Below are 20,909 nucleotides of genomic sequence, written 5' to 3'. Positions count from 1 at the left end.
CTCATGAAGTCTAAAGTAATCGAAAGTTACAAAGTTGAGAAGAAACAAATCTTCAACAAACAGTTTGGGGTTATCTTCAATGGCGAGGATAACCTCAAGCCTATTGTTGTTGAAAACCTTATCGACAGCTCGCCAACGGCTTTTCAGTGCGCATGGCTATATGAGCGATTTCTTTGTGGCGGAGGATTTGAAGTAGACCTGTCAAAAGTTAATCTATCAGAAGGCGTTTTTCCATATACCCCAAACAATCTACTATTTGATGCCGGAGAACCATTGTCAAGACACCAAGGAGTTTTCGTTTTAGTTGGATATAATGCCAATTATGAGAAAGACCATTTCAAGATAATTCCTTACAGCCTTTGTCGTCTTGGAAAAAAAGACAGCAAAGACTACATCGGAAAAATATTAGTTTCCAAAAATGGTTGGGGAAAAAGTCTGAAGAAAGATGAAGTCGATGTTTTTGATGCCTACAATCCAAGACCCGAAGTAATTCAGGCACAAGTAGAGGCTGCCGGAGGTTGGGAAAACTACAAAGGACAAATCGCTTTTTTGAAACTTTCAGAGAAGTACGACTATCCAATGTCGCTTATCGAATCCGCTTATCTATTTGCCGACACTGAGCATCAACTCGGACTGTACTATAATGGTACATCAAAAAGAGGATTTGAAGATTTGACTTTCATCCGTCATCGCAAATTCCCAAATGAGCAGGACAAAACAGATTTTGAAAAAAACTTGAAAGAGGTTTCGGGATTGGAAAACGCATCATGTAAAATGATGATTGAGGATGATTGGGATGATGAAAGAGAAAAGTCAGGAAACTTTAAGTTTGATACCATTAAGAATGATATCAGAGCTGACAAGTACGCTCACTTTGAAAGTTCTTCAGCAAACTTCATTCGTAAAGCTTTCAAGAATATTCCTCCGCAACTCATTGATTATGTTGCCGGAAAACTCGGAAATACTTCAGGAGAAGATTTGATTAAAGCTCAATCCGTTTACAATGCCATTGTAGCTCGTGATCAAGAGAAAGTCGAAATGTTCTTCAAAGAATTGTTTAGAGGCTACAAGCGCGATATCAATCCGTCAGGAAATTGGACAATCAAACAATACAGTTTATTGGATGATGGTACCGTTAACTATAACGGCGGCAATACACCGGGCCAACCAATTGTTGAAAGTGAGGAACAGTTAGCACAAAAAGAAATCCGAACAGCTCAGGCAACCTTAAGAGGTTCAGTTGGTGGAGTAAGTGCTGTTTTAGCTATTCAAACATCAGTGGCTAACGGAACAACTTCTTACGATGCTGGTGTGGCCATGCTTGAAAACATTTTCGGTTACTCAAATGAAGTAGCCAAGAAAATGTTAGGAGAACCAAAACCTATTACAGAACCCGCAAATCCAAACCCCGATGGCAACCCGATTAGTCAATAAAGCAAAAGCGTCAACGCTTTTACAAATAGCTATTGGAATTGAAGAAGCTGAGTTCAACAAGTACATTGATGAGGCTCAGAAGTTCGATTTTAAAGAATTGGTGTGTGATCAGTTCTATGCTGATTTGTTAGCCAAGAAGGACATGCCTGAATGGAAGAAGCTCATCGATGGTGCAACATACGCCGTTGATGGACGAACATACGAATTTAGCGGATTTGATGCTGTCATTTCATACTTCGCTTATTCGCGAATGGTGGTAAACGGTCCAATAGTTTCCACTTCACACGGAATGGTTACTAAAACCACACCATACTCAGAACCGGTACCATTGGAAGAAAGAAGAAACATTTATTACAAAAAGCGTGAAGAAGCAAACAAGCTGATGAGCGATGTGGTAAAGTTCATTGAATTGAATATGGATGTTTATGACAGCTGGAATTGTTCAAATGATTGCTCTCCGAAAAGAAAAACCGGATTTTCAACAACAGTTATAAAATAAGATGAATGTAATTGTCAATATAGATTCTCAAAAGTTTTCACTGAATGGAATTCCATACTTTAAAAACTTCACATCACATGTTGCAAATCCGGCCACCGGAAAGGTTCGGATTGTAAATGTGTATGATAGTAAACTTCAGTTGACAGATTTTGAGGATTTCACACAGTACTCGGTAAACGGAGTTGTGCATAGTTCGCTTGCTAACTTAATTAGCGCATTGCTGCCGGTTATTTACAGCCGCAATACTTTGGGAACAATATTCGTTGGCAATGCCGACCGATTACTTTCTGTCGGAGCCACAACGGTAGTTGAAAACGATGTTACCATCGCGAGCGCTTCGGCATTAATTCAGGGTAATATTTATACCGATGCAGATGGAGAGACTTTCAACGTGCCTTTTGCTGCAATTGGAAAAATTAGAATTGATTTAGTAATCATTGATGCTTCATCACAAATGACATTGTTGAGTGGCGATGAAACAGATTCCGGAAATATTGCTGTACCTCCTTTTAATTTAATAGCAGCCGGAGCGATTATCGTTCAACAAATTAACGTTACCGAGAATGACTTTGCATTCATAACACCACCAGTTCCTTATTATGAGGAGTTTGTTTGGGAAGAAGGTCCGCAAACATTTGAAGTGCCTTTAGGCACTATTGTTAGGTCTGTTTATCACAACCGAACGAAACTTTTTAGAAATGAATATACGGTCGAGGACAACATTGTAACCGTTGATTATGTTGAATTTGACCCTTCAGAAACAAATATTATAACCATCGAAAATTAAAAATATGAAAACACGAATTTCAATACTGTTATTTTTTATCACAACCTTAATGCTGGGTCAGGGTATCATTACACCATTTGACCAAATTAAACTCAGACAGAATCAAAAGAAAAACAGCGCTACAAGGGTAATGGTTCAGGATTCAATTACCGGCAATTGCGGTTGGATTTTGAAGTCGTCATTATTACCAAGTGCCCAAGGTCTTCAGGAAACGACAGATGTAAATGCAGAGACCACAAATACTATAAAAGTTAAATTGAATCCATCGAATTATGCAAACCTTCAGTACAATGGTATTTCAATAGCCTCAAGTACTTATAATGGTTCATATACCGATTATGGTATTACGGTAGTTAACCCATCAAATTCATTGTTTGCTACTTTCGGTCCCGATTCAGGATTTTCTTATTCAAAGTCTGGTACATTTTCGCACGCTATTGATTCGAACGGATTGCTTGGATATAAAAATTCAACCGATTCGGGATACTTTTTAGGCTTTGGAACAAGTGGAGATCCCGAATTGAAACTATATAAATACACAAACTCTGTATCCTTCAAGGCATCAAATGTGGCATTTGAAAATACTTCTTTAGAAGCACCTGTATTTTCAGCGAACAATGAGACTCGAACAATTCCTATATCAGTTAATGGAAACTATGCTGATACAAGCGGTAATATTTCACTTAGTGTAACAGCTCCGGTAACCTCGGTAAACGCACAAACCGGCACCGTGGTTTTAGATGCCGATAATATCGCCGAAACCTCGGGGCGTAAGTGGGTATCATCAACCGAAAAAAGCACATGGAACGGTAAGCAGGACGCGCTTAGTGGTACCGGTTTTGTCAAATCAACTTCGGGCACTATTTCATACGATACCAATAATTACACGGTGGCCAACTCGGCTATAACCGGCGCTACAAAAACCAAAATTACGTACGACAGTAAAGGCTTGGTAACGGCCGGTGCCGACTTATCGGCATCCGATATGCCGAGCGGTATAGATGCGTCGAAAATTGGCGATGGCAGCGTAAGCACTACCGAGTTTCAGTATATCAATTCGGTTACTTCAAATGTGCAAACGCAGTTAAATGCTATAAGTTCAGCTTTAGCGAAAACAGAACAGTTTGTATATGCAAAGTCAAATCAAGTTTTAGGCTCTCACACAGGAACAATAACGGAAACTGTTTTATTGTCGGTTGATATTTCAGCAGGTGAGTATACGGCCGGAGACATTCTCACTTTTTTGGGCGTTGGTAAAAAAACGGGGACTGGAGGTACTGCAACGTATAGGGTTAGGTTTGGAACTACTGGCACTACTTCGGATGCCCTTATCGCTACATGGGGGGTAATGGCGGCCGGAAGTGAAAGAACATCAACCGAACGCCGTGGGATTCAATTTTTAACCGGAAATCTTGTTGAGCACTCGCGGGCAACCATTGCGGCTTACTCTGATGTTACTGATTCATCACAATTGAACAGCACTTCATTGACCGCTTCAAATGCTTGGAAGTTTACGGTAACGGTTCAGTTGGCCTCTAGCGGTGACACAGCTTCATTGATAGGGTTAAACATAGGCAAAATCAGAACATTTTAAACTAGTAATCAATAAATCTATATATCATGAGTAATCTATTTTCATTAAACTGGCTTGACGTAGGCAAAGCCTGTTTGTTGTTCCTTCTGTCTTTGATAGTTGGATTCCTTTTACAAAGTTTTGAAGCCGGTGTTTTCCCTTCATGGGAAGCTATTTTGGCTAATTTGAAAGTTTCTGCTATTGCTACAGGAGCTTATTTAATTAAAAACTTTTTAACTCCAAACACAGGCGTTCCTTTAGCGCGTGATGATTTAAGTAAAAAGTAAAAATTCACAAACCGCCTCTTAACCGGGGCGGTTTTATCTCTAAACGCCAACCCATGAAACTATTAGAATTATTAAACCAACTCGGCATCGAAACGCCATCATTCATTGCCGGAATGAGCGGAGCGATTGCCTTTATAACCAAACGAAAAGACATGAACTGGACAACACGTTTTTTGACGGTTTTATCGGGAGGATTTACCGCCAACTATCTTACACCAATCACAGGCGAATGGTTAAGTTTAAACGAAAAAGCATTGTACGGAATAGCGTTTTTGCTTGGCTACTCCGGTATGAAATCGGTTGAAGTTATTCTATCCCGATTTACAAAGCAATTACACAAATCCGATAACGAAAAACCACAACAATGAGTTACAATTTTTTAAAAAAAGAGAAAGCACCAAAGATATTGGTAGAGGCCTATAAATTGTTAGGCGTTACCGAGCTTTTGGGAAAAGACAACAACCCGGTTATATTAAGTTGGGCAGATGCCGTAGGCTTGAAAAAACAATACACCGCCGATGAAATTCCGTGGTGTGGTTTGTTTATGGCTTACGTGTGTCACATGGCGGGAAAAGCTTTTCCGGTGAATCCGCTTTGGGCGCGAAATTGGTTAAACTACGGAACGCCGCAAACTACAGCCATGCTTGGTGATGTTTTAGTGTTTACGCGCGGCACCGGCGGCCACGTTGGTATTTATGTTGGCGAAGATGTTAAGTGCTACCATGTGCTTGGTGGCAACCAAGGCGATAAGGTTTCTATTGTGCGCATTCAAAAAGTACGATGCATAGGAATACGCAGAACAAAGTGGAGCGTATCGCAACCCGATTCGGTTCGTGTTATTCAATTGGGCGCTAACGGTGTAATCTCGGATAACGAAGCGTAATTCAAAATCTAAAATCATGAAAAAAATAACTCCATACATCGTCATTGCCGTGCTTTTGGCGGTAATTGTCTACCAATGCACCGGGGAAAAATCAACCAAGCCGGTAAACGTTCCCGAAGTAAAAGGTTCTTTTGAAGCGGTAAAGCCTACCAATCAAAAACCAATCACGGTAACCGTAACCAACACGGTAAAAGATACCGCCGAAATCAATCGGCTAAAACGCCTATACAACTACAGCCAAGAAGAAATAGAGCGCATTTTAAAGGAAAACCAAAGCCTCGATAGTTTGGCCATGGCCACCAACGATAAGATGTCGCAGCAAATTTACGAGCTGTCAAAGTATCGGGAGTTTTCCCATACGTTTGAAAATGATACGCTGAAAGCATTAATCGCCGGAGTATCGCGCGGACCGGTCGACCGCATCGCAATACCACAATTTACCATCAAAAAGCGCACGGTTACCGTGCCCGAGAAAAAACCGTATTTATCGGTGTACGCCGGTGGCGAACTCGGAATGAATAAAGAACTCAACCAAGGCACCTACAAGCTTAATCTCACGGTTCAGGATGGTAAAAAAAATCTATACAGCGGTAGCTTTCAAAAAATAGCCGGGCAGGATTTTTGGTTGGTTGGGTTTCAAAAGCATTTGTTTACGTTGAAGAAATAAAAGCATACAATTTGGCTGTTCTTATTGTAGATTTGGGGCGATTAGGCACACTTTAACCGGTGTGCCTTTTCATTTATACAGAAAGTTTTTTTAATCGCTCATTCTTGCGCTTCTGATTCCCTACAGCGTAAACCTTTGTTATTTTATCCGAACGATGTGCTGCCATCTGCTGAGCAGTCTCTGTGCTAACCTCATCCAACAAATCCAAAAAGGAGTGTTTCATACTGTAAAAGTCAGCGGTGATAGCCTGATATCCTTTCAGTCCAAATAAATCAAGTTCTGACTTCAGACGAACCTCATTATTGTAGAAAACAAGCTTTCCCTTGACATGCTTTCGCCAACGAATTGTAATCTGTCGCGAACTAATACTATTTGGCCCTGGAACCAATCCTTCAGAGAAAAGAAAATCATCCGGAGATTTGGCCATTGACATAATCTCTTTCCAAAACGGTATTGCATTCTTGATTATAACCTTTGTTTCCCAAACGTATTGCTTCCCTTTCTTTATCAAAACATCATACTCTTGCAGATCTATTCTAACATTTTTGGCTTGTATATTGAAAAGTTCTCGACTTCGGCCACCGGAGTATAGAAAAATTTTTCCGTAACGGTAAAAGTCAGGATGCTGATGTCTCAAAGCATCGAGTATCTTTTCTACATCCATAAACGACAGAACCTCTCTGATGTTTTTTACCGTTGACTTCTTTTCAATATCGCGAGTTAAATTTACTTCACAACACTCCCACCCGATTAGTATTTTAAATAGCGATGAGAAGTAAGATTTGAACTTGTTGAAGTAGTTATCTGTTAACTTCAGATGCTCAAGGATCATTCGGAACTGACTTCTTTTTAAATCATAGATTTTTACATTACAAAGATTGAGCTCTGCAGCTCCTTTCTCAAATCTATTCAGAGCAAACCGAACTTGGTCGAGGTGTTCCTTAGTGCCTTCAAGTTTCCCCAACGCAATGCGGAAAGCATCAATGATTGGCAGATCAGAATTAAGTTCTGAAGTTGATTTTTCTTCTTCGATAGTTGTGTATTTCTTCAGGTAAGGATTGTACCCTTTGTTGACCAGCGCATCGAGTTCGTCATCAATAAGCATTTGAGTTACTGCTCTGCGGTCCGCGAGCGATTTATACTCGTTCATTCCTTTGACTACGATAGGAGTTGTAGGCTTGGGGAAGTTTGGGTCATAGAAATAGTACTGAATTCGCCAGTACAGTTTTAAAGCTGACTTGTCACATGTTTTCCAATTCTTTGGAAAGACTGATGGTTTACTGCATGAGCAACCATTTGGCAAAAGGATTCTTTCTGATTTCATGTAGCTTAATTATTGACGTTATTATTGACGATAATTGCGCTACAATGCTGAAGTGTGGTTTATAAAAAAAGCCGGAAGTCTGTGGTGGTGTAACTTCCGGCTTTTGCTCCCCCTCTTGGGCTCGAACCAAGGACCCTCTGATTAACAGTCAGATGCTCTAACCAACTGAGCTAAGGAGGAAGATGTTATATCTTTTAAGCGGTTGCAAAGATAGAACGAATTTTATTTTTTGCAAATAAAAATGAATAAAATTTAAAATAATTTATCCATGATTAATTGATAGATATCTTTCCCGAAAGTTAAGGCCATCAAAGTCAGCAAAATAATCATGCCGGCAGTTTGAACATACTCGGCCGCTTTATCACTGAGTTTTTTGCCGGTAATCATTTCGGCAGTGGTGAACAAGGCATGACCTCCGTCTAGCCCCGGAATTGGCAACAAATTCATGAAAGCCAATCCAATCGAAAACAATGCGGTAAAATTCCAAATAAACTCCCAATCCCACGTATCGGGTAACTGACGCGCAATCCCAACCGGACTTTTTACTTGCTTGTACGCTCCGGTTTTAGGCTTCAGGATTAATTTGAATTGCTTGATATTGTATACAAACAACTGCCATGACTCTTTTACCGCAGCCGGAATAGCTGTTAAAACAGAGTGCTGCTTGTTGATAATGTAATCCGTCTTTTCCGAAAATTTGGCTTTAAATCCTAAGATTCCCTCTTTAGTCACCAACGCTCTAACAACCGTATCGACATTATTTCTTTTAACGGTTATCGAAACGCTGTCGCCTTTGTTGGCTTTTACTTCATCCTTAAACTGGTCGTAAAACGCACACGGTTTTTGGTTGATAGCAACAATCTGATCGCCTACTTTGAGTCCGGCTTTCATGGCTTCCGATTTCGGGAATACCGAATCGATGACCGGTTGTTTTAAACGGGGTTGTACAAACTCTTTACCTTCGGTAGAGATAATTTTCCCCTTTTGCTCATCGCTCAACACCAAGCTTTCAACGTTCCCGTTTCTTTCAATTTTAATGGTATCGCTCAACAACACATCAATAATCATCCAGTTGAATTTATCTTGCACTTTACCATCTACCGAAACAATTTTATCTCCGTTTTGAAAGCCAACACTTTTGCCGATCTCACCGAAAGCCAATCCGTTTTTCTGAATCGCTTCGGTAGAAACATACTTTTGACCTACGGTAGCAAACATGGTGGTGTAGATAAACCAAGCCAATAAGATATTCACAATGATACCACCTAACATAATAATCAACCGTTGCCAAGCCGGTTTGGAACGAAACTCCCAAGGCTGTGGTTCCTGATTCATTTGTTCGGTATCCATACTTTCATCAATCATCCCGGAAAGTTTTACATAACCCCCCAAAGGCAACCATCCGATGCCCCAAACCGTTTCTCCTATTTTCTTCTTGATAATCGAAAATCCGGCATCGATAAATAAATAAAATTTTTCCACTCTCACTTTAAACATTCGGGCCGTAATATAGTGCCCGAACTCGTGAAGAATGACTAAAACAGAAAGTATAAAAAGTATTTGTGCTACTTGTATCATTATTGAGAATTGTATTTTATAAACGCACAAAAGTAAGGTTTTCACCTTACTCCTGCATATAATATTGGTGGAAGATTATTTTTTTATGAATTTTTTATGATACGTCCCTTCTTGCGTTTGGATGTCGATAAAATGAACCCCGTCAGACAGTGTACTTACCGAAAAATCAGTAGTGTGGCTCTCCAATACTTTTTGTCCTAAACTGTTATACACCGAAATACGGGTAACACCGATATTGTCCGGCAATTGAATATGAATAACATCATTGGTTGGATTTGGGTACACCGCAATGGCGTTTTCCATATCGAATACTTCAGTGCCCAAGCTAATGGTGGAATTGGCCGAAATGATGTGTCGCTCCGGATCAAACTCCACATTCACAATTGGAAAAGGCACCGCAGTAATGATAGTTTGCCCGTTAACGGTATTGTTCAATACCAAGTCGGCTTGCTCGCCGTTAAACCCATAAATTCGCACCGGAACCGGCATTTCGAAAAAACTGACGGACGGATCCGATTGGGTTTGGTTGATGACAAACTTGGCCTGACCGGTTCCCCAGTTTTGAGCAGTGATAGTATACGTTGGATAACCCTGATTGTAAATCCAATCGTTAAAAAACTCCGTTAAACTTTGACCGTATACGGCTTCCATATGCGATTTAAAATCGTTGGTTACGGCATATTTAAAGGCTAAATTCGGATCGGCCAAATAATTTCTCATCCCTTGGAAAAAAGCGGTGTCTCCCAGTTTAAAACGCAACATTTCCAATACCATAGCCCCTTTGTTATAACTCAATCGGCTGCTGAAAATGCGATTCACATTAGTGGCTTGCGCATCCGTCAAGTAAACATTTCCATTGGGTTGTGACGTAATGAAATTAATCATATCGGCTTTTTCAAAGATAAAAGAATCCAATCCGTCCATATTTTCAATGACCAAGGCAGCTAAATACGTGGCAAAACCTTCATTTAACCAAATGTCTTTCCAGGTCCCGCAGGTAATTTTATTTCCAAACCATTGGTGTGCCATTTCGTGAGCAATCAATTCCCGACTGAAATTAGTCATGAATGATACGGTAGTATGCTCCATACCACCTCCCCAACCAAATTGCGCATGGCCGTATTTTTCGTTGTGAAACGGATAGATTTCAAACAAATTTTCAAACAAATCCATAATGGGAAGTGTTTGCGCCAAATCGTTAACAGCATTCGTATAATTTTCCGGGTAGATATAATTAATTACCGGGAACGTATTGGGTGCCGTTCCTGCCGTTTGCGTGTACACTTGATAATTGGTCACTGCTATGGCTACTAAATAGGCCGGAATAGGATACCCGTGGTGAAAATGCGTGGTTTTGTTGGAACCGTTAACCACAGGCGGAGCCGGTTCTACGCCATTGGCCACACTGACGTATTGTGACGGCGCTGTGATGTAAATATCGATGCTTTCTATTTTATCGTTTAAATCTTGCTTGCACGGCCACCAATCCCGGGCACCGAAAGGCTCGGACAACGTCCAAATAATCGGCGTTCCGTTGTGCGTGGTTCGCGTAAAAGCCTGTTCTCCCGAAGCCGGAGCACCGGAGTAATTGATTTCTACCGTAGCCGAATTTCCGGTGGTTAGCGTGCTTGGCAAAGTAATCACCAATTCATTATTGGTGTTTTGCACGTACGTTAAATTAGTAGTGCCTTGTTTTACGGAACTCACATTGAGCTGATTGGTCAAATCAAAAGTAACGGTGGTCATGTTGCTCAACGCTGTGAACGTGGTAGTTACCTTTCCGGTGATGGCATAGACACTCGGGTTTACTGTAAATTCGAGTTTGTGGTAGGTAACATCGTAATTAGCCGTATTCGGGTTGACTTGAAAAGCCATCAACTGCGAGGCCGCTTTCATTTCAGATTCGGCAATTCTATTAATTTGTGATACCCTGTTTTGGGCAAAAGCAATAGAAAATGTAAGGTAAAGCAGTAATAAGTATTGCTTTTTCATAGTGCTGACATGTTTTTTTTGCGAATATAGCAATAAAACATATGCATAATTCAAATTAAGGATAAATTTAAGGATTGTACAACGCTCGTCATTGTCTTAGGAAACAAGTTTTTAGGCATCGGAAAGGTTATCTCAAACATTTCACTAAATTTGCGGGCGTACTAAAGAAAATGCCATGTTACAAATCAGTTACATCAGAGAACATAAAGAAAAAGTGATTGCCGCTTTAGCCAAAAGAAATTTTGACGCTACCACTATTGTGGAAGACGTAATCCTTTTAGACGAAAATCGAAGAAGCACGCAAGTGGCTCTCGATAACACGTTGGCGGAAGCTAACAAACTATCGGCATCGATTGGCGAAATGATGAAAAACGGAGAAAAAGCCAAAGCCGAAATTTTAAAACAAAAAACCGTTCAGCTCAAAGAGACCAGCAAAGAACTTTCTGAAAAACTGGAGCTTTTTACGCACGATTTAACCCAAAAAATGTATTTGTTGCCGAATACGCCGGCCGATTTAGTCCCGCACGGAAAATCGGCTGACGACAACCTGAATGTATTTCAGGAAGGCGATATCCCGACCCTGCACGAAGGCGCTTTGCCGCATTGGGATTTGATTAAAAAATACGACATCATCGATTTTGAATTGGGTACCAAAATTACAGCACCCGGTTTCCCGGTTTACAAAGGCAAAGGCGCCAAACTGCAACGGGCTTTGATTTCGTATTTCTTAGATAAGAATACCGAAGCCGGTTATCAGGAATTCCAAGTGCCGCATATGGTGAATGAAGCTTCGGCTTACGGAACGGGACAATTACCCGATAAAGAGGGTCAGATGTACCATGATGCCAAAGACGATTTGTACTTAATTCCGACTGCCGAAGTTCCGGTGACCAATATTTACCGCGATGTGATTTTACAGGAAAAAGACTTGCCGATTTTGGCCACAGGCTACACGCCGTGTTTCCGCAGAGAGGCCGGTTCTTGGGGCGCACACGTTCGCGGTTTGAACCGTTTGCACCAGTTTGACAAGGTCGAAATCGTGCGTATCGAACATCCCGACCATTCATATGAAGCCTTGGAAGGAATGGTAGAGCACGTAAAAACCATTCTGAGAGAATTAAAATTACCGTACCGCATTTTGCGTTTGTGCGGTGGCGATATGGGCTTTGCCTCAGCGATGACCTACGATTTTGAAGTGTTCTCGACAGCACAAGATCGTTGGCTCGAAATTTCATCGGTTTCTAATTTTGAAACCTATCAAGCCAATCGCCTAAAATTGCGTTTCAAAGGAAAAGACGGTAAAACCCAATTGGCCCATACGCTAAACGGAAGTTCTTTGGCCTTACCACGTGTTTTAGCCGGGATCATCGAAAATTACCAAACGCCGGAAGGCATTGTAATCCCGGAGGTGTTGCGACCGTATACCGGATTTGATATCATTACCTAATTTACGTTAATCTTTAGCAAACAATGTACTAAACGAACACAAAAAGTGTTACTTTAGTACATTGTTCGTTTACCCGTTTGCATGAAAAAAATTTTCTTCTTTTGCAGCCTGTTGTTTTCGCTGTGCAGTTATGCGCAAAGTGAACAATTGGCCAACAATTATTTCGACCGGGGCGAATTTGAAAAAGCCTTGTTGAGCTATGAAGAATTACTCAAAAATCAGGTGGGGAATGCCAACTATTTCCAAAAGGTCATCGAATGTTACCAACAGTTGCAACAATTTGACAAAGCCGAAAAAGCCATAGAAGAGCGTCTGAATCGTTTCAAGCAAAGCAATTTGTTAATCGAATTGGGATACAACTTTCAGTTACAGAAAAATCAGGAAAAAGCCGTCAAGTACTACAATCAGGCTATCGATAAAATTAAAAAAAACGCCAACGAAGCCTATGGTTTGGCCTATTCTTTTGAGAGAAAAGCACTGTTTGATTATGCACTGTTGGCCTACAAAACCGCCATTGAAACCGACCCGAGGATGAGTTTCAACTTTCAAATGGCCATGCTGTACGGCCAAAAAGGCGAAACCGATTTGATGATTGAAACCTTTTTGGAGGAATCCTACCGGAATCCGCAAAACCTGCCGATGATTCAAAACCAACTGTCGCGCTTTATGACCGAAGACGGCGATGCCAACTTTAATGAAGCGCTCAAAAAAGCCTTGTTGGTTCGCGCTCAAAAAACACAAGACCTTTTTTGGAACGACTTTTTGAGCTGGTACTTTGTGCAACTCAAAGAATACGGCAAAGCATTTATCCAACAAAAAGCCATTTACAAACGCAATCCCGAATCGTTCTCCAACATCGTCAACTTAGGCCAAATGGCCATTAACGATAACGACCAAGATTCTGCTCAGGAAATTTTGACGTTTGTGTTAGACAATACCAACGATTTGGAATTGCGCATTCAGGCGCATTCGTATCTGATTGAAATGAAAATCAATCATGCTACCGATAAAGATTATGTAGCCATCACTCAAGAATTAGACAAGCTTATCACCGAATTTGGTGTGAGTCCGTACACCTTATCTTTGCTGGAACTGCAAGCCAACTTCACGGCTTTTCATCTTAACAATCCCGAAAAGGCTAAAGTAATCCTGAAAAACGCGATGGAAATGCCGGTGAACCGCTATCAAATAGCCGACTTGAAAATGCAAATGGCCGATATTCTTTTGTTGGAAGAAAAATTCAATCAGGCTTTGATTTACTATTCTCAGGTGGGCGAAGACATGGGCGGCGATATCGTCGGTCAGGAAGCCCAACTCAAAACAGCCAAAACCAGCTATTTCAAAGGAGATTTCGAATGGGCTTCGCACCAGTTAAAAGTACTCAAATCGGCTTCTACCCAATTGATTGCCAACGATGCGCTCGATTTATTTTTACTGATTAGCGACAATACCGTGGAAGATTCCACGCAGGTGGCGTTGAAAAAATTCGCCCGAGCCGATTTCTTATTGTATCAAAACAAGAAAAAACCGGCTTTGGAACAGTTTCAACTCATTCTCAAAGAACACAAAGGCGAAACCATCGAACCGGTTACGCTGCTTCGCATTGGCAAAACCTATGAAAAGATGGGCGATTACACCAATGCTTTGGCGTTTTACAATACCATCATCACCACGCAAAAAGAGAGTATTTATGTGGATGAAGCCTTATATTATTCGGCCGAAATTTACAACCTGAACCTCAATGACGCGGAAAAAGCCAAACCGTTGTACGAAGAAATTATCTTTAAACACGAAGACAGTATTTTCTTTGTCGATGCGCGAAACAAATACCGAAAATTAAGAGGTGATACCAACCTTTAATTTTAAACTTTCAAATCTTCAAATTTTCAAATTCAAATGATTTTATACAACGTTACCATCAACATACACGAAAGCGTACACGACCAATGGATGCAATGGATGCAGGAAAAACACATCAACGACGTGTTGGCCACCGGTAAATTTTCGTCGGCACGTATGGTGAAAGTGTTGGTCGAAGAAGAAATGGGTGGCACTACCTATTCCATTCAGTACACCACCGACAGTAAAGAGACTTTACAACGCTATTACGACGAAGACGCACCAAGACTCCGTGAAGAAGGACTCCGTTTGTTTGGCGATAAAATGCTGGCGTTTCGTACGGAATTGGAATTGATAAGTGACCATTAGAGCACTTTTGTCATTCCAACGCAGGCGGGAATTCACAAACAAAGAGACTATAGAATATGCAATATTTCCGCCAATACTTCACCTATATTTTAGCCCGCAAAAAAAAATGGCACACTATTTATTGGCGTAACAAATAATATTGAAAGACGTGTTGAAGAACACAAAAACAAGCTAAACCCAAACCGTTTTACAGCCAAGTATGACGTAAATTTGTTGGTTTATTATGAAACATTCCAGTATATAAACGATGCTATTGACAGAGAAAAACAACTCAAAAAATGGAATCGCCAATGGAAAATAAACTTGATTGAAGAAGAAAATAAAGACTGGAAAGACCTTTCGGAAGATTGGAATAATTAAAAATGGATTCCCGCCTGCGCGGGAATGACAAATGCAGAAAAAAATGAATCAAGTAAAAGCCAAAAAACACCTCGGGCAGCATTTTTTAACCGATGAAAATATTGCCAAAAATATAGCGGATACTCTAGGGTTTCAAGGCTACAATAAGGTGCTGGAAATCGGACCCGGTATGGGTGTGTTAACCAAGTACCTGTTGGAAAAACCCATCACAACCTATGTGATTGAGATTGATGCCGAATCGGTGGATTATTTAAATGCGCATTACCCGAAATTACACGGCAAAATCATCTCTAAGGATTTTTTAAAATACAACATCAACGAAGTGTTCGAAGGCCAACCTTTTGCCATTATCGGGAACTTCCCGTATAACATTTCGTCCCAAATTGTCTTTCGCTGTTTGGATTTGCGCGAGCAAGTACCCGAATTTTCGGGGATGTTTCAAAAAGAAGTCGCCGAGCGCATTTGCGAAAAAAAAGGAAGCAAAACCTACGGCATTTTATCGGTTTTGGTACAAGCGTTTTACGACGCAGAGTATTTGTTTACGGTTCATGAACATGTATTCAATCCGCCGCCCAAAGTCAAATCGGGTGTTTTGCGACTACGGCGTAAAGAAAATTTCCATTTGCCTTGTTCCGAAAAACTGTTTTTCAACGTGGTCAAAACAGCGTTTCAGCAACGTCGAAAAACACTTCGCAATAGCTTAAAATCCTTTAATTTGACTGATAATTTAAAAGAAGATAGTATCTTTGACCTCCGTCCGGAGCAATTAACTGTGGAACAGTTCATCGAACTGACTCAAAAATTAGAAGCCCATGCAGTTTAAAATCAGCAAAGAACTCTTAGCGCAAATCGAGCAACTCATTCACGACAAGAACGACCGGGAATTGGAAGTCTTGTTGAACGACTTGCACCATGCCGATATTGCGGAGATTTTTGATGAATTAGAAATTGCCGAAGCCACGTATATTTTTAAAATCCTCGACAGCGAAAAAACCGCCGAAATCCTTATGGAATTGGAGGAAGATGTGCGTGAAAAAATATTGCGCGGTTTATCTCCCAAAGAAATTGCGGAAGAGCTCGATGAGTTGGATACGGATGATGCGGCCGACATTATAGCCGAATTACCCGAAAGCAAGAAAGAAGAAGTAATCTCGGAGCTCGAAGACGTGGAGCATGCCAAGGACATTGTCGATTTGTTGCGCTACGACGAAGATACCGCCGGGGGGTTGATGGGAAAAGAGTTGGTGAAAGTCAACGAAAACTGGAACGTGCTTACGTGTGTCAAAGAAATGCGCATCCAAGCCGAAAACGTGACCCGGGTTCATTCAATTTATGTCGTGGATGACGAAAACCGTCTCAAAGGTCGTTTGTCGTTAAAAGATTTGTTAACCACGTCCACCAAAACCCCAATTAGCAAAGTATATATCCCTAAAGTAGATTCGGTAAAAGTCAATACCCCGAGTGTCGATGTGGCGCGTATCATGCAAAAATACGACTTGGAAGCCATTCCGGTAGTCGATGAAATGGGCCGTCTCATGGGTCGTATCACCATTGACGATATCGTAGATGTGATTAAAGAAGAAGCCGACAAAGATTACCAATTGGCGGCCGGTATCTCGCAAGACGTAGAAGCCGATGACAGCATCCTCGACTTAACGCGGGCGCGTTTGCCATGGTTAGTATTGGCACTGTGCGGCGGTTTTATCAGCGTTAGGGTTTTAGGGTTGTTCGAAGGTGCCATGGCCAATCACGGCAACCTGTTTTTCTTTACGCCGCTCATTGCGGCCATGGCCGGAAACGTAGGGGTACAATCGTCGGCGATTATCGTACAGGGGTTGGCCAACCAGTCCATCAGCGGCTCGTTGTGGAACCGTTTGGTTAAAGAGGTCTCACTGAGTTTACTCAACGGCATCATCTTGGCAGCCATCTTGTTTGTGGGAAGCCACTTCTTACTGAATGTAGAAATTATTATTGGCGAAATTGTGACCATTGCGTTAATTTCGGTAATCATTATTGCCTCACTTATCGGGACATTTATTCCGCTTTTACTCCACCGATTTAAGATTGACCCGGCTTTGGCCACCGGTCCGTTTATTACGACCAGCAACGACATCTGCGGAATTTTGATTTACTTCTCGATTGCCAAATTGATTTTAGGGTTTTAAAAGAAAAGGTGTTATTTTTTTTGATGTTTTTCTTCATACTCTTTTGTGAAGATAAGAATAACGCCTGGCAATGCTCTTATCCCATAAATAGAAAATGCAGCTTTCTTTTTCAGCACTGTCAAACGACTTATTTCTTCTTCTTTAAGAGCATTAACTATTGTTACAATGCTATCACCTCGCAATGGTTTCCCATCGACCACAAAAACAGGATTAGCCCCAATCTGTTTCGCTGCCATCATATCAACCATTTTACCTAAAACAAACATATTGGTAATTCCGTTATAGTATTTCATATCGAGCAATTCATCTGTAAATGGCGTCAAAAGCACTGCTCCTTTTTCCCCATCAGCGCCAAATTTTGCCATGGCTTCTTTTTTACTAAGGACTTTGATTGAGATAAAATCTCCTTTCCCAGCTAATGCTAGCCATTCTTTGTCTTCTTCAGTAACTTTATAATCGTTAATATAGATGGCATAGCCTGGTTCAACGATTCCATTGGATACGGAATCTAACTTTGTGAGGAATTGATCTTCGTTAGCATTGAATCCTTTAGATTGAGCATTGTTGTAAGTTAGTTTTAGCAATAAAAGAAGGGCAAATAGTTTTTTCATAGAAATTTGATTTAGATACTAAAGTAACAAAAAAACCTCCCATTACTGAGAGGTTTTTCCTTTTGTACCCGGAGTGGGAATCGAACCCACACTCCTAAGAACACGAGTTTGAGTCGTGCGCGTCTACCAATTCCGCCATCCGGGCCAGAGACTTTTGGTGTTTTGTGGGTGCAAATGTAAATAATTTTTTGTCATATCGTCAAAAAAATAGACAAAAAAATGCTTTCAGACTCGGATTTAATTTCTAAATTTGCACCGCGTTTACGCCACACACAACTAACTAACTACATCCGAGCTGTTTACAGCGTCGATTTTTGAAACCTTCGAAAGTCTGCCCTTAAAAACAAAACGGAATAAAAACAACACAAGACAATGTCGCACATTGAACCAGAAGCAAAGATATTTGCGTGTTCGCAAAGCGTCTATTTAGCCGAACAGATAGCCCGTCATTACGGTGTTCCGCTTGGCAAAGTTACGTTCTCAAAATATAGTGATGGTGAGTTTCAGCCTTCGTTTGAAGAATCGATAAGAGGATTGCGCGTGTTCATCGTTTGTTCGACCTTTCCGAGTGCCGACAATTTGATGGAACTGTTGCTGATGATTGACGCCGCCAAAAGAGCCTCGGCACGACACATTACTCCGGTAATTCCGTACTTTGGCTGGGCACGTCAGGACCGCAAAGACAAACCGCGTGTACCGATAGGCGCTAAATTAGTGGCCAAATTATTGGAGACCGCCGGTGCCACCCGAATCATGACGATGGATTTACACGCCGATCAGATTCAGGGCTTCTTTGAAAAACCGGTAGACCACTTGTTTGCGTCAACAATCTTTTTACCGTATGTAAAAAGTTTGCAGTTAGACAACCTAACGATTGCGTCACCCGATATGGGCGGTTCGAAAAGAGCGTATGCGTATTCTAAATTTTTAGAATCCGATGTGGTCATTTGTTACAAGCAACGCAAAGCCGCCAATGTGATTGATACGATGGAGCTGATTGGGGAAGTCAAAGGCCGCAACGTGATTTTGGTAGACGACATGGTCGATACCGGAGGCACCTTAGCCAAAGCCGCCGATTTGATGATTGAAAAAGGCGCCTTGAGCGTAAGAGCCATTTGTACGCACCCTATTTTATCGGGAGATGCCTATGAAAAGCTTGAAAAATCAAAGTTGAGCGAACTGATAGTGACCGATTCGATTCCGCTGAAACGCGAGTCGAGCAAGATAAAAGTGGTGAGTTGTGCACCGCTCTTTGCCGAAGTCATGCACATGGTGCAACACAACAACTCCATCAGTGGGAAGTTTTTGATGTAGCAGTCAGCTTTCAGCGGTTAGCAATTAGCTAATTGATGTGGAAAAATTGCGTTAGCGATTGCAGCGGCAGCCCGCAGCGTAGCGAGGACTACAGTTGAAAGCGCGGCCGAAGGCAACGCCAAAAAACAAAAGCTAATAGCTTAAAAAGTATTTTATTTATTAACTATATATTTTAACAATGAAATCGATTACGATTAAAGGACAAGAAAGAGAAAGCGTAGGCAAAAAAGCTACTAAGGCCTTACGTGATGCTGGAATGGTCCCTTGCGTTATTTACGGAGGAACTACACCACAGCATTTTGCAGCAGAAGAAAAAGCGTTCAAAAGCTTGGTTTACACTCCAAACGCGCACACCGTTGTGATTGATTTGGATGGCAAAACCACTAATGTGATTTTGCAAGATATTCAGTTTGATCCGGTTTCCGACAAAATTTTACACATTGATTTCTTCCAATTGAATGAAAACAAAGAAATCATGATGGAAGTTCCGGTAAAAATTACAGGTACTTCTCCGGGTGTATTGTTAGGAGGCGATTTGCGTTTGAACCAACGTCGTTTGAAAGTAAAAGCGTTGCCTAAAAACTTACCGGATTATGTTGAGGCCAACATCTCTGAATTGCAAATGGGGAACAAATTGTATGTGACCAAATTGGAGACCAACAACTTCAAATTGATGCACCCGGATAACACCGTGGTTTGTCAGGTGAAGATCTCACGTGCGGCTATGAAAGCAGCTCAAGAAGCAGCCAAAGCAGCCAAAGGAGCTCCGGCCAAAGGAAAGAAAAAATAATGGATTTCCAAATCATACTAAAAGCCTCGTTGAAAAACGGGGCTTTTTTTTGGGGCGTTGCCCGCCTTTGGCGCGCCGGGCTGTCCGCGTCAATCTTTTGCTTTCGCTACGTTAACGCAGCGTAATCAAAAGGATTTATGCTTCCATCCCTAACGCAATTAAGGCTAAACTTGAGACATATCTTCTTTACCGGCAATGTCCTTTCGACCGCAGGGAGAAATCTCATTACAATTATAAAAAGACAGATGATTTCTCCCTGCGGTCGAAATGACAATACTACAATTCAGAATAACCAGTATCTTTGCGGCATGAATTGGTTAACCAAACGCTTTGGCAAAGCGCCTAAAGTTGACAACACAGATCCCATGAAATCGGAGATTCATGAACTCCAAAAAAACAATGTAAACAACGTGAATAAAAAATTCCTCATCGTCGGGCTCGGCAATATTGGCGCCGAATATGCCAACACCCGACACAATATCGGTTTTAAGATAGTCGACTTTGTCGCGCAACAACAAGGCGTGTCTTTTGAAACCGCCAAATTAGGCGCCATCGCCGAGTACAGCATCAAAGGCCGCAAACTGCTATTGTTGAAACCCAACACCTACATGAACCTGAGCGGTAAAGCCGTGCAGTATTGGATGGAAAAAGAAAACATTGCCAAAGAAAATGTATTGATCATTACCGATGATTTGAATTTGCCTTTCGGTACCATCCGCATCAAAGGCAAAGGCAGCGACGGCGGACACAACGGCTTAAAGAACATTCAACTGGTTTTAAACACTACCGAATATCCGCGCTTCCGGTTTGGCATCAGCGATGCCTTTAAAAAAGGGCAACAGGTCGATTACGTGTTAGGCGAATGGGACGAAGCCGAAAAAGCAAAACTCCCCGAGCGTTATGAAATCGCCAAGCAAATTATTGAATCGTTTGCCTTAGCCGGATTGGCCAACACCATGAACAGTTTTAACGGAAAATAAAAAAGCCTCG

General features: G+C 41.4%; 21 protein-coding genes and 2 tRNA genes. 17 read left to right on the top strand and 6 right to left on the bottom strand.

The genetic code is table 11. The features are described 5' to 3' along the window. Positions 1-3 precede the first annotated feature (3 nt). From QHT84_RS02700 to QHT84_RS02665, 8 genes are read left to right on the top strand one after another with little or no spacing between them, the layout of a single operon-like run. On the top strand, positions 4-1,434 hold the full coding sequence (locus tag QHT84_RS02700; protein ID WP_283237997.1) for a hypothetical protein: 1,431 nt from the start codon (positions 4-6) through the stop codon (positions 1,432-1,434). After that, a complete protein-coding gene (locus tag QHT84_RS02695) occupies positions 1,412-1,933 on the top strand; it encodes a DUF6712 family protein (RefSeq protein ID WP_283237996.1) in 522 nt (173 codons plus the stop codon). Before QHT84_RS02700 ends, QHT84_RS02695 begins: the two co-directional genes overlap by 23 nt. Before the next feature lies 1 nt (position 1,934). After that, positions 1,935-2,720: a hypothetical protein gene (locus QHT84_RS02690; RefSeq protein WP_283237995.1), complete on the top strand. Its 786-nt coding sequence runs from the start codon at positions 1,935-1,937 to the stop codon at positions 2,718-2,720. A 4-nt stretch (positions 2,721-2,724) separates the two neighbouring features. Next, positions 2,725-4,314: an autotransporter outer membrane beta-barrel domain-containing protein gene (locus QHT84_RS02685; protein ID WP_283237994.1), complete on the top strand. Its 1,590-nt coding sequence runs from the start codon at positions 2,725-2,727 to the stop codon at positions 4,312-4,314. Positions 4,315-4,340: 26 nt separating this feature from the next. After that, the gene (locus tag QHT84_RS02680) at positions 4,341-4,580 is read left to right on the top strand and encodes a hypothetical protein (protein WP_283237993.1); all 240 of its coding nucleotides are present in this window, start codon (positions 4,341-4,343) and stop codon (positions 4,578-4,580) included. A 53-nt stretch (positions 4,581-4,633) separates the two neighbouring features. Continuing rightward, a complete protein-coding gene (locus QHT84_RS02675; RefSeq protein WP_283237992.1) occupies positions 4,634-4,948 on the top strand; it encodes a hypothetical protein in 315 nt (104 codons plus the stop codon). After that, positions 4,945-5,463 (top strand): TIGR02594 family protein, encoded by a 519-nt coding sequence (locus tag QHT84_RS02670; RefSeq protein WP_283237991.1) that lies wholly within the window; start codon positions 4,945-4,947, stop codon positions 5,461-5,463. The genes QHT84_RS02675 and QHT84_RS02670 overlap by 4 nt, the downstream gene beginning before the upstream one ends. A 16-nt stretch (positions 5,464-5,479) precedes the next feature. Then, positions 5,480-6,130, top strand: coding sequence for a hypothetical protein (locus QHT84_RS02665; RefSeq protein ID WP_283237990.1), 651 nt, complete (start codon positions 5,480-5,482; stop codon positions 6,128-6,130). A 73-nt stretch (positions 6,131-6,203) separates the two neighbouring features. Here QHT84_RS02665 and QHT84_RS02660 read toward each other — a convergent pair whose 3' ends face one another. From QHT84_RS02660 to QHT84_RS02645, 4 genes are all read right to left on the bottom strand, one after another. Further along, positions 6,204-7,454, bottom strand: a complete 1,251-nt coding sequence (locus QHT84_RS02660; protein ID WP_283237989.1) for a tyrosine-type recombinase/integrase — start codon at positions 7,452-7,454, stop codon at positions 6,204-6,206. Between the two features lie 106 nt (positions 7,455-7,560). Further along, positions 7,561-7,634, bottom strand: a tRNA-Asn gene (locus QHT84_RS02655). 72 nt (positions 7,635-7,706) lie between these two features. Continuing rightward, positions 7,707-9,032 (bottom strand): RIP metalloprotease RseP, encoded by a 1,326-nt coding sequence (gene rseP, locus QHT84_RS02650; protein ID WP_283237988.1) that lies wholly within the window; start codon positions 9,030-9,032, stop codon positions 7,707-7,709. A 75-nt stretch (positions 9,033-9,107) separates the two neighbouring features. Beyond that, positions 9,108-11,024, bottom strand: a complete 1,917-nt coding sequence (locus tag QHT84_RS02645; protein ID WP_283237987.1) for a M1 family aminopeptidase — start codon at positions 11,022-11,024, stop codon at positions 9,108-9,110. 175 nt (positions 11,025-11,199) lie between these two features. Here QHT84_RS02645 and serS point away from each other — a divergent pair, with 175 nt between their 5' ends. From serS to mgtE, 6 genes are all read left to right on the top strand, one after another. Continuing rightward, positions 11,200-12,471 (top strand): serine--tRNA ligase, encoded by a 1,272-nt coding sequence (gene serS, locus QHT84_RS02640; RefSeq protein ID WP_283237986.1) that lies wholly within the window; start codon positions 11,200-11,202, stop codon positions 12,469-12,471. A gap of 81 nt (positions 12,472-12,552) precedes the next feature. After that, positions 12,553-14,331: a tetratricopeptide repeat protein gene (locus QHT84_RS02635; RefSeq protein ID WP_283237985.1), complete on the top strand. Its 1,779-nt coding sequence runs from the start codon at positions 12,553-12,555 to the stop codon at positions 14,329-14,331. Between the two features lie 36 nt (positions 14,332-14,367). Next, entirely contained in the window at positions 14,368-14,679 is a 312-nt protein-coding gene (locus QHT84_RS02630) for a DUF4286 family protein (RefSeq protein WP_283237984.1), read from the top strand. Positions 14,680-14,799: 120 nt separating this feature from the next. Next, entirely contained in the window at positions 14,800-15,039 is a 240-nt protein-coding gene (locus QHT84_RS02625; RefSeq protein WP_321169570.1) for a GIY-YIG nuclease family protein, read from the top strand. A gap of 43 nt (positions 15,040-15,082) precedes the next feature. Then, complete coding sequence (rsmA, locus tag QHT84_RS02620; RefSeq protein WP_283237983.1) at positions 15,083-15,862, top strand: 16S rRNA (adenine(1518)-N(6)/adenine(1519)-N(6))-dimethyltransferase RsmA; 780 nt, start codon at positions 15,083-15,085, stop codon at positions 15,860-15,862. Then, a complete protein-coding gene (mgtE, locus tag QHT84_RS02615) occupies positions 15,852-17,204 on the top strand; it encodes a magnesium transporter (RefSeq protein WP_283237982.1) in 1,353 nt (450 codons plus the stop codon). Before rsmA ends, mgtE begins: the two co-directional genes overlap by 11 nt. 11 nt (positions 17,205-17,215) lie before the next feature. On the opposite strand, the gene QHT84_RS02610 is transcribed toward mgtE, so the two are convergent. Together QHT84_RS02610 and QHT84_RS02605 are read right to left on the bottom strand one after the other, a co-directional pair. After that, a complete protein-coding gene (locus QHT84_RS02610) occupies positions 17,216-17,815 on the bottom strand; it encodes a hypothetical protein (protein WP_283237981.1) in 600 nt (199 codons plus the stop codon). A gap of 65 nt (positions 17,816-17,880) precedes the next feature. Further along, a tRNA-Leu gene (locus tag QHT84_RS02605) sits at positions 17,881-17,960 on the bottom strand. Positions 17,961-18,187: 227 nt separating this feature from the next. Between QHT84_RS02605 and QHT84_RS02600 the strand changes: the two genes are divergently transcribed. The 3 genes from QHT84_RS02600 (at position 18,188) to pth (ending at position 20,899) form a co-directional block, all read left to right on the top strand. After that, complete coding sequence (locus QHT84_RS02600; RefSeq protein WP_283237980.1) at positions 18,188-19,129, top strand: ribose-phosphate pyrophosphokinase; 942 nt, start codon at positions 18,188-18,190, stop codon at positions 19,127-19,129. A gap of 178 nt (positions 19,130-19,307) precedes the next feature. Beyond that, complete coding sequence (locus tag QHT84_RS02595) at positions 19,308-19,919, top strand: 50S ribosomal protein L25/general stress protein Ctc (protein WP_283237979.1); 612 nt, start codon at positions 19,308-19,310, stop codon at positions 19,917-19,919. Between the two features lie 308 nt (positions 19,920-20,227). Then, a complete protein-coding gene (pth, locus tag QHT84_RS02590) occupies positions 20,228-20,899 on the top strand; it encodes an aminoacyl-tRNA hydrolase (RefSeq protein WP_407649227.1) in 672 nt (223 codons plus the stop codon). Positions 20,900-20,909: the final 10 nt, after the last annotated feature.

Origin of the sequence: Flavobacterium sedimenticola (genome assembly GCF_030053345.1) — a bacterium.
Taxonomy (GTDB): domain Bacteria; phylum Bacteroidota; class Bacteroidia; order Flavobacteriales; family Flavobacteriaceae; genus Flavobacterium; species Flavobacterium sedimenticola.
The sequence above is the reverse complement of the archived record's forward strand: the minus strand, read 5'-3'. Positions and strand labels throughout refer to the sequence as shown.

What these genes read in the sequence shown, in the direction of transcription:
- QHT84_RS02635 (WP_283237985.1), top strand. Translation starts at nt 12,553, where the DNA reads ATGAAAAAAATTTTCTTCTTTTGCAGCCTGTTGTTTTCGCTGTGCAGT.
- mgtE (WP_283237982.1), top strand. Translation starts at nt 15,852, where the DNA reads ATGCAGTTTAAAATCAGCAAAGAACTCTTAGCGCAAATCGAGCAACTC.
- QHT84_RS02665 (WP_283237990.1), top strand. Translation starts at nt 5,480, where the DNA reads ATGAAAAAAATAACTCCATACATCGTCATTGCCGTGCTTTTGGCGGTA.
- QHT84_RS02700 (WP_283237997.1), top strand. Translation starts at nt 4, where the DNA reads ATGAAGTCTAAAGTAATCGAAAGTTACAAAGTTGAGAAGAAACAAATC.
- QHT84_RS02680 (WP_283237993.1), top strand. Translation starts at nt 4,341, where the DNA reads ATGAGTAATCTATTTTCATTAAACTGGCTTGACGTAGGCAAAGCCTGT.
- QHT84_RS02695 (WP_283237996.1), top strand. Translation starts at nt 1,412, where the DNA reads ATGGCAACCCGATTAGTCAATAAAGCAAAAGCGTCAACGCTTTTACAA.
- QHT84_RS02630 (WP_283237984.1), top strand. Translation starts at nt 14,368, where the DNA reads ATGATTTTATACAACGTTACCATCAACATACACGAAAGCGTACACGAC.
- rsmA (WP_283237983.1), top strand. Translation starts at nt 15,083, where the DNA reads ATGAATCAAGTAAAAGCCAAAAAACACCTCGGGCAGCATTTTTTAACC.
- pth (WP_407649227.1), top strand. Translation starts at nt 20,228, where the DNA reads ATGAATTGGTTAACCAAACGCTTTGGCAAAGCGCCTAAAGTTGACAAC.
- QHT84_RS02670 (WP_283237991.1), top strand. Translation starts at nt 4,945, where the DNA reads ATGAGTTACAATTTTTTAAAAAAAGAGAAAGCACCAAAGATATTGGTA.
- QHT84_RS02685 (WP_283237994.1), top strand. Translation starts at nt 2,725, where the DNA reads ATGAAAACACGAATTTCAATACTGTTATTTTTTATCACAACCTTAATG.
- serS (WP_283237986.1), top strand. Translation starts at nt 11,200, where the DNA reads ATGTTACAAATCAGTTACATCAGAGAACATAAAGAAAAAGTGATTGCC.
- QHT84_RS02600 (WP_283237980.1), top strand. Translation starts at nt 18,188, where the DNA reads ATGTCGCACATTGAACCAGAAGCAAAGATATTTGCGTGTTCGCAAAGC.
- QHT84_RS02690 (WP_283237995.1), top strand. Translation starts at nt 1,935, where the DNA reads ATGAATGTAATTGTCAATATAGATTCTCAAAAGTTTTCACTGAATGGA.
- QHT84_RS02595 (WP_283237979.1), top strand. Translation starts at nt 19,308, where the DNA reads ATGAAATCGATTACGATTAAAGGACAAGAAAGAGAAAGCGTAGGCAAA.
- QHT84_RS02610 (WP_283237981.1), bottom strand. Translation starts at nt 17,815, where the DNA reads ATGAAAAAACTATTTGCCCTTCTTTTATTGCTAAAACTAACTTACAAC.
- QHT84_RS02660 (WP_283237989.1), bottom strand. Translation starts at nt 7,454, where the DNA reads ATGAAATCAGAAAGAATCCTTTTGCCAAATGGTTGCTCATGCAGTAAA.
- rseP (WP_283237988.1), bottom strand. Translation starts at nt 9,032, where the DNA reads ATGATACAAGTAGCACAAATACTTTTTATACTTTCTGTTTTAGTCATT.
- QHT84_RS02675 (WP_283237992.1), top strand. Translation starts at nt 4,634, where the DNA reads ATGAAACTATTAGAATTATTAAACCAACTCGGCATCGAAACGCCATCA.
- QHT84_RS02645 (WP_283237987.1), bottom strand. Translation starts at nt 11,024, where the DNA reads ATGAAAAAGCAATACTTATTACTGCTTTACCTTACATTTTCTATTGCT.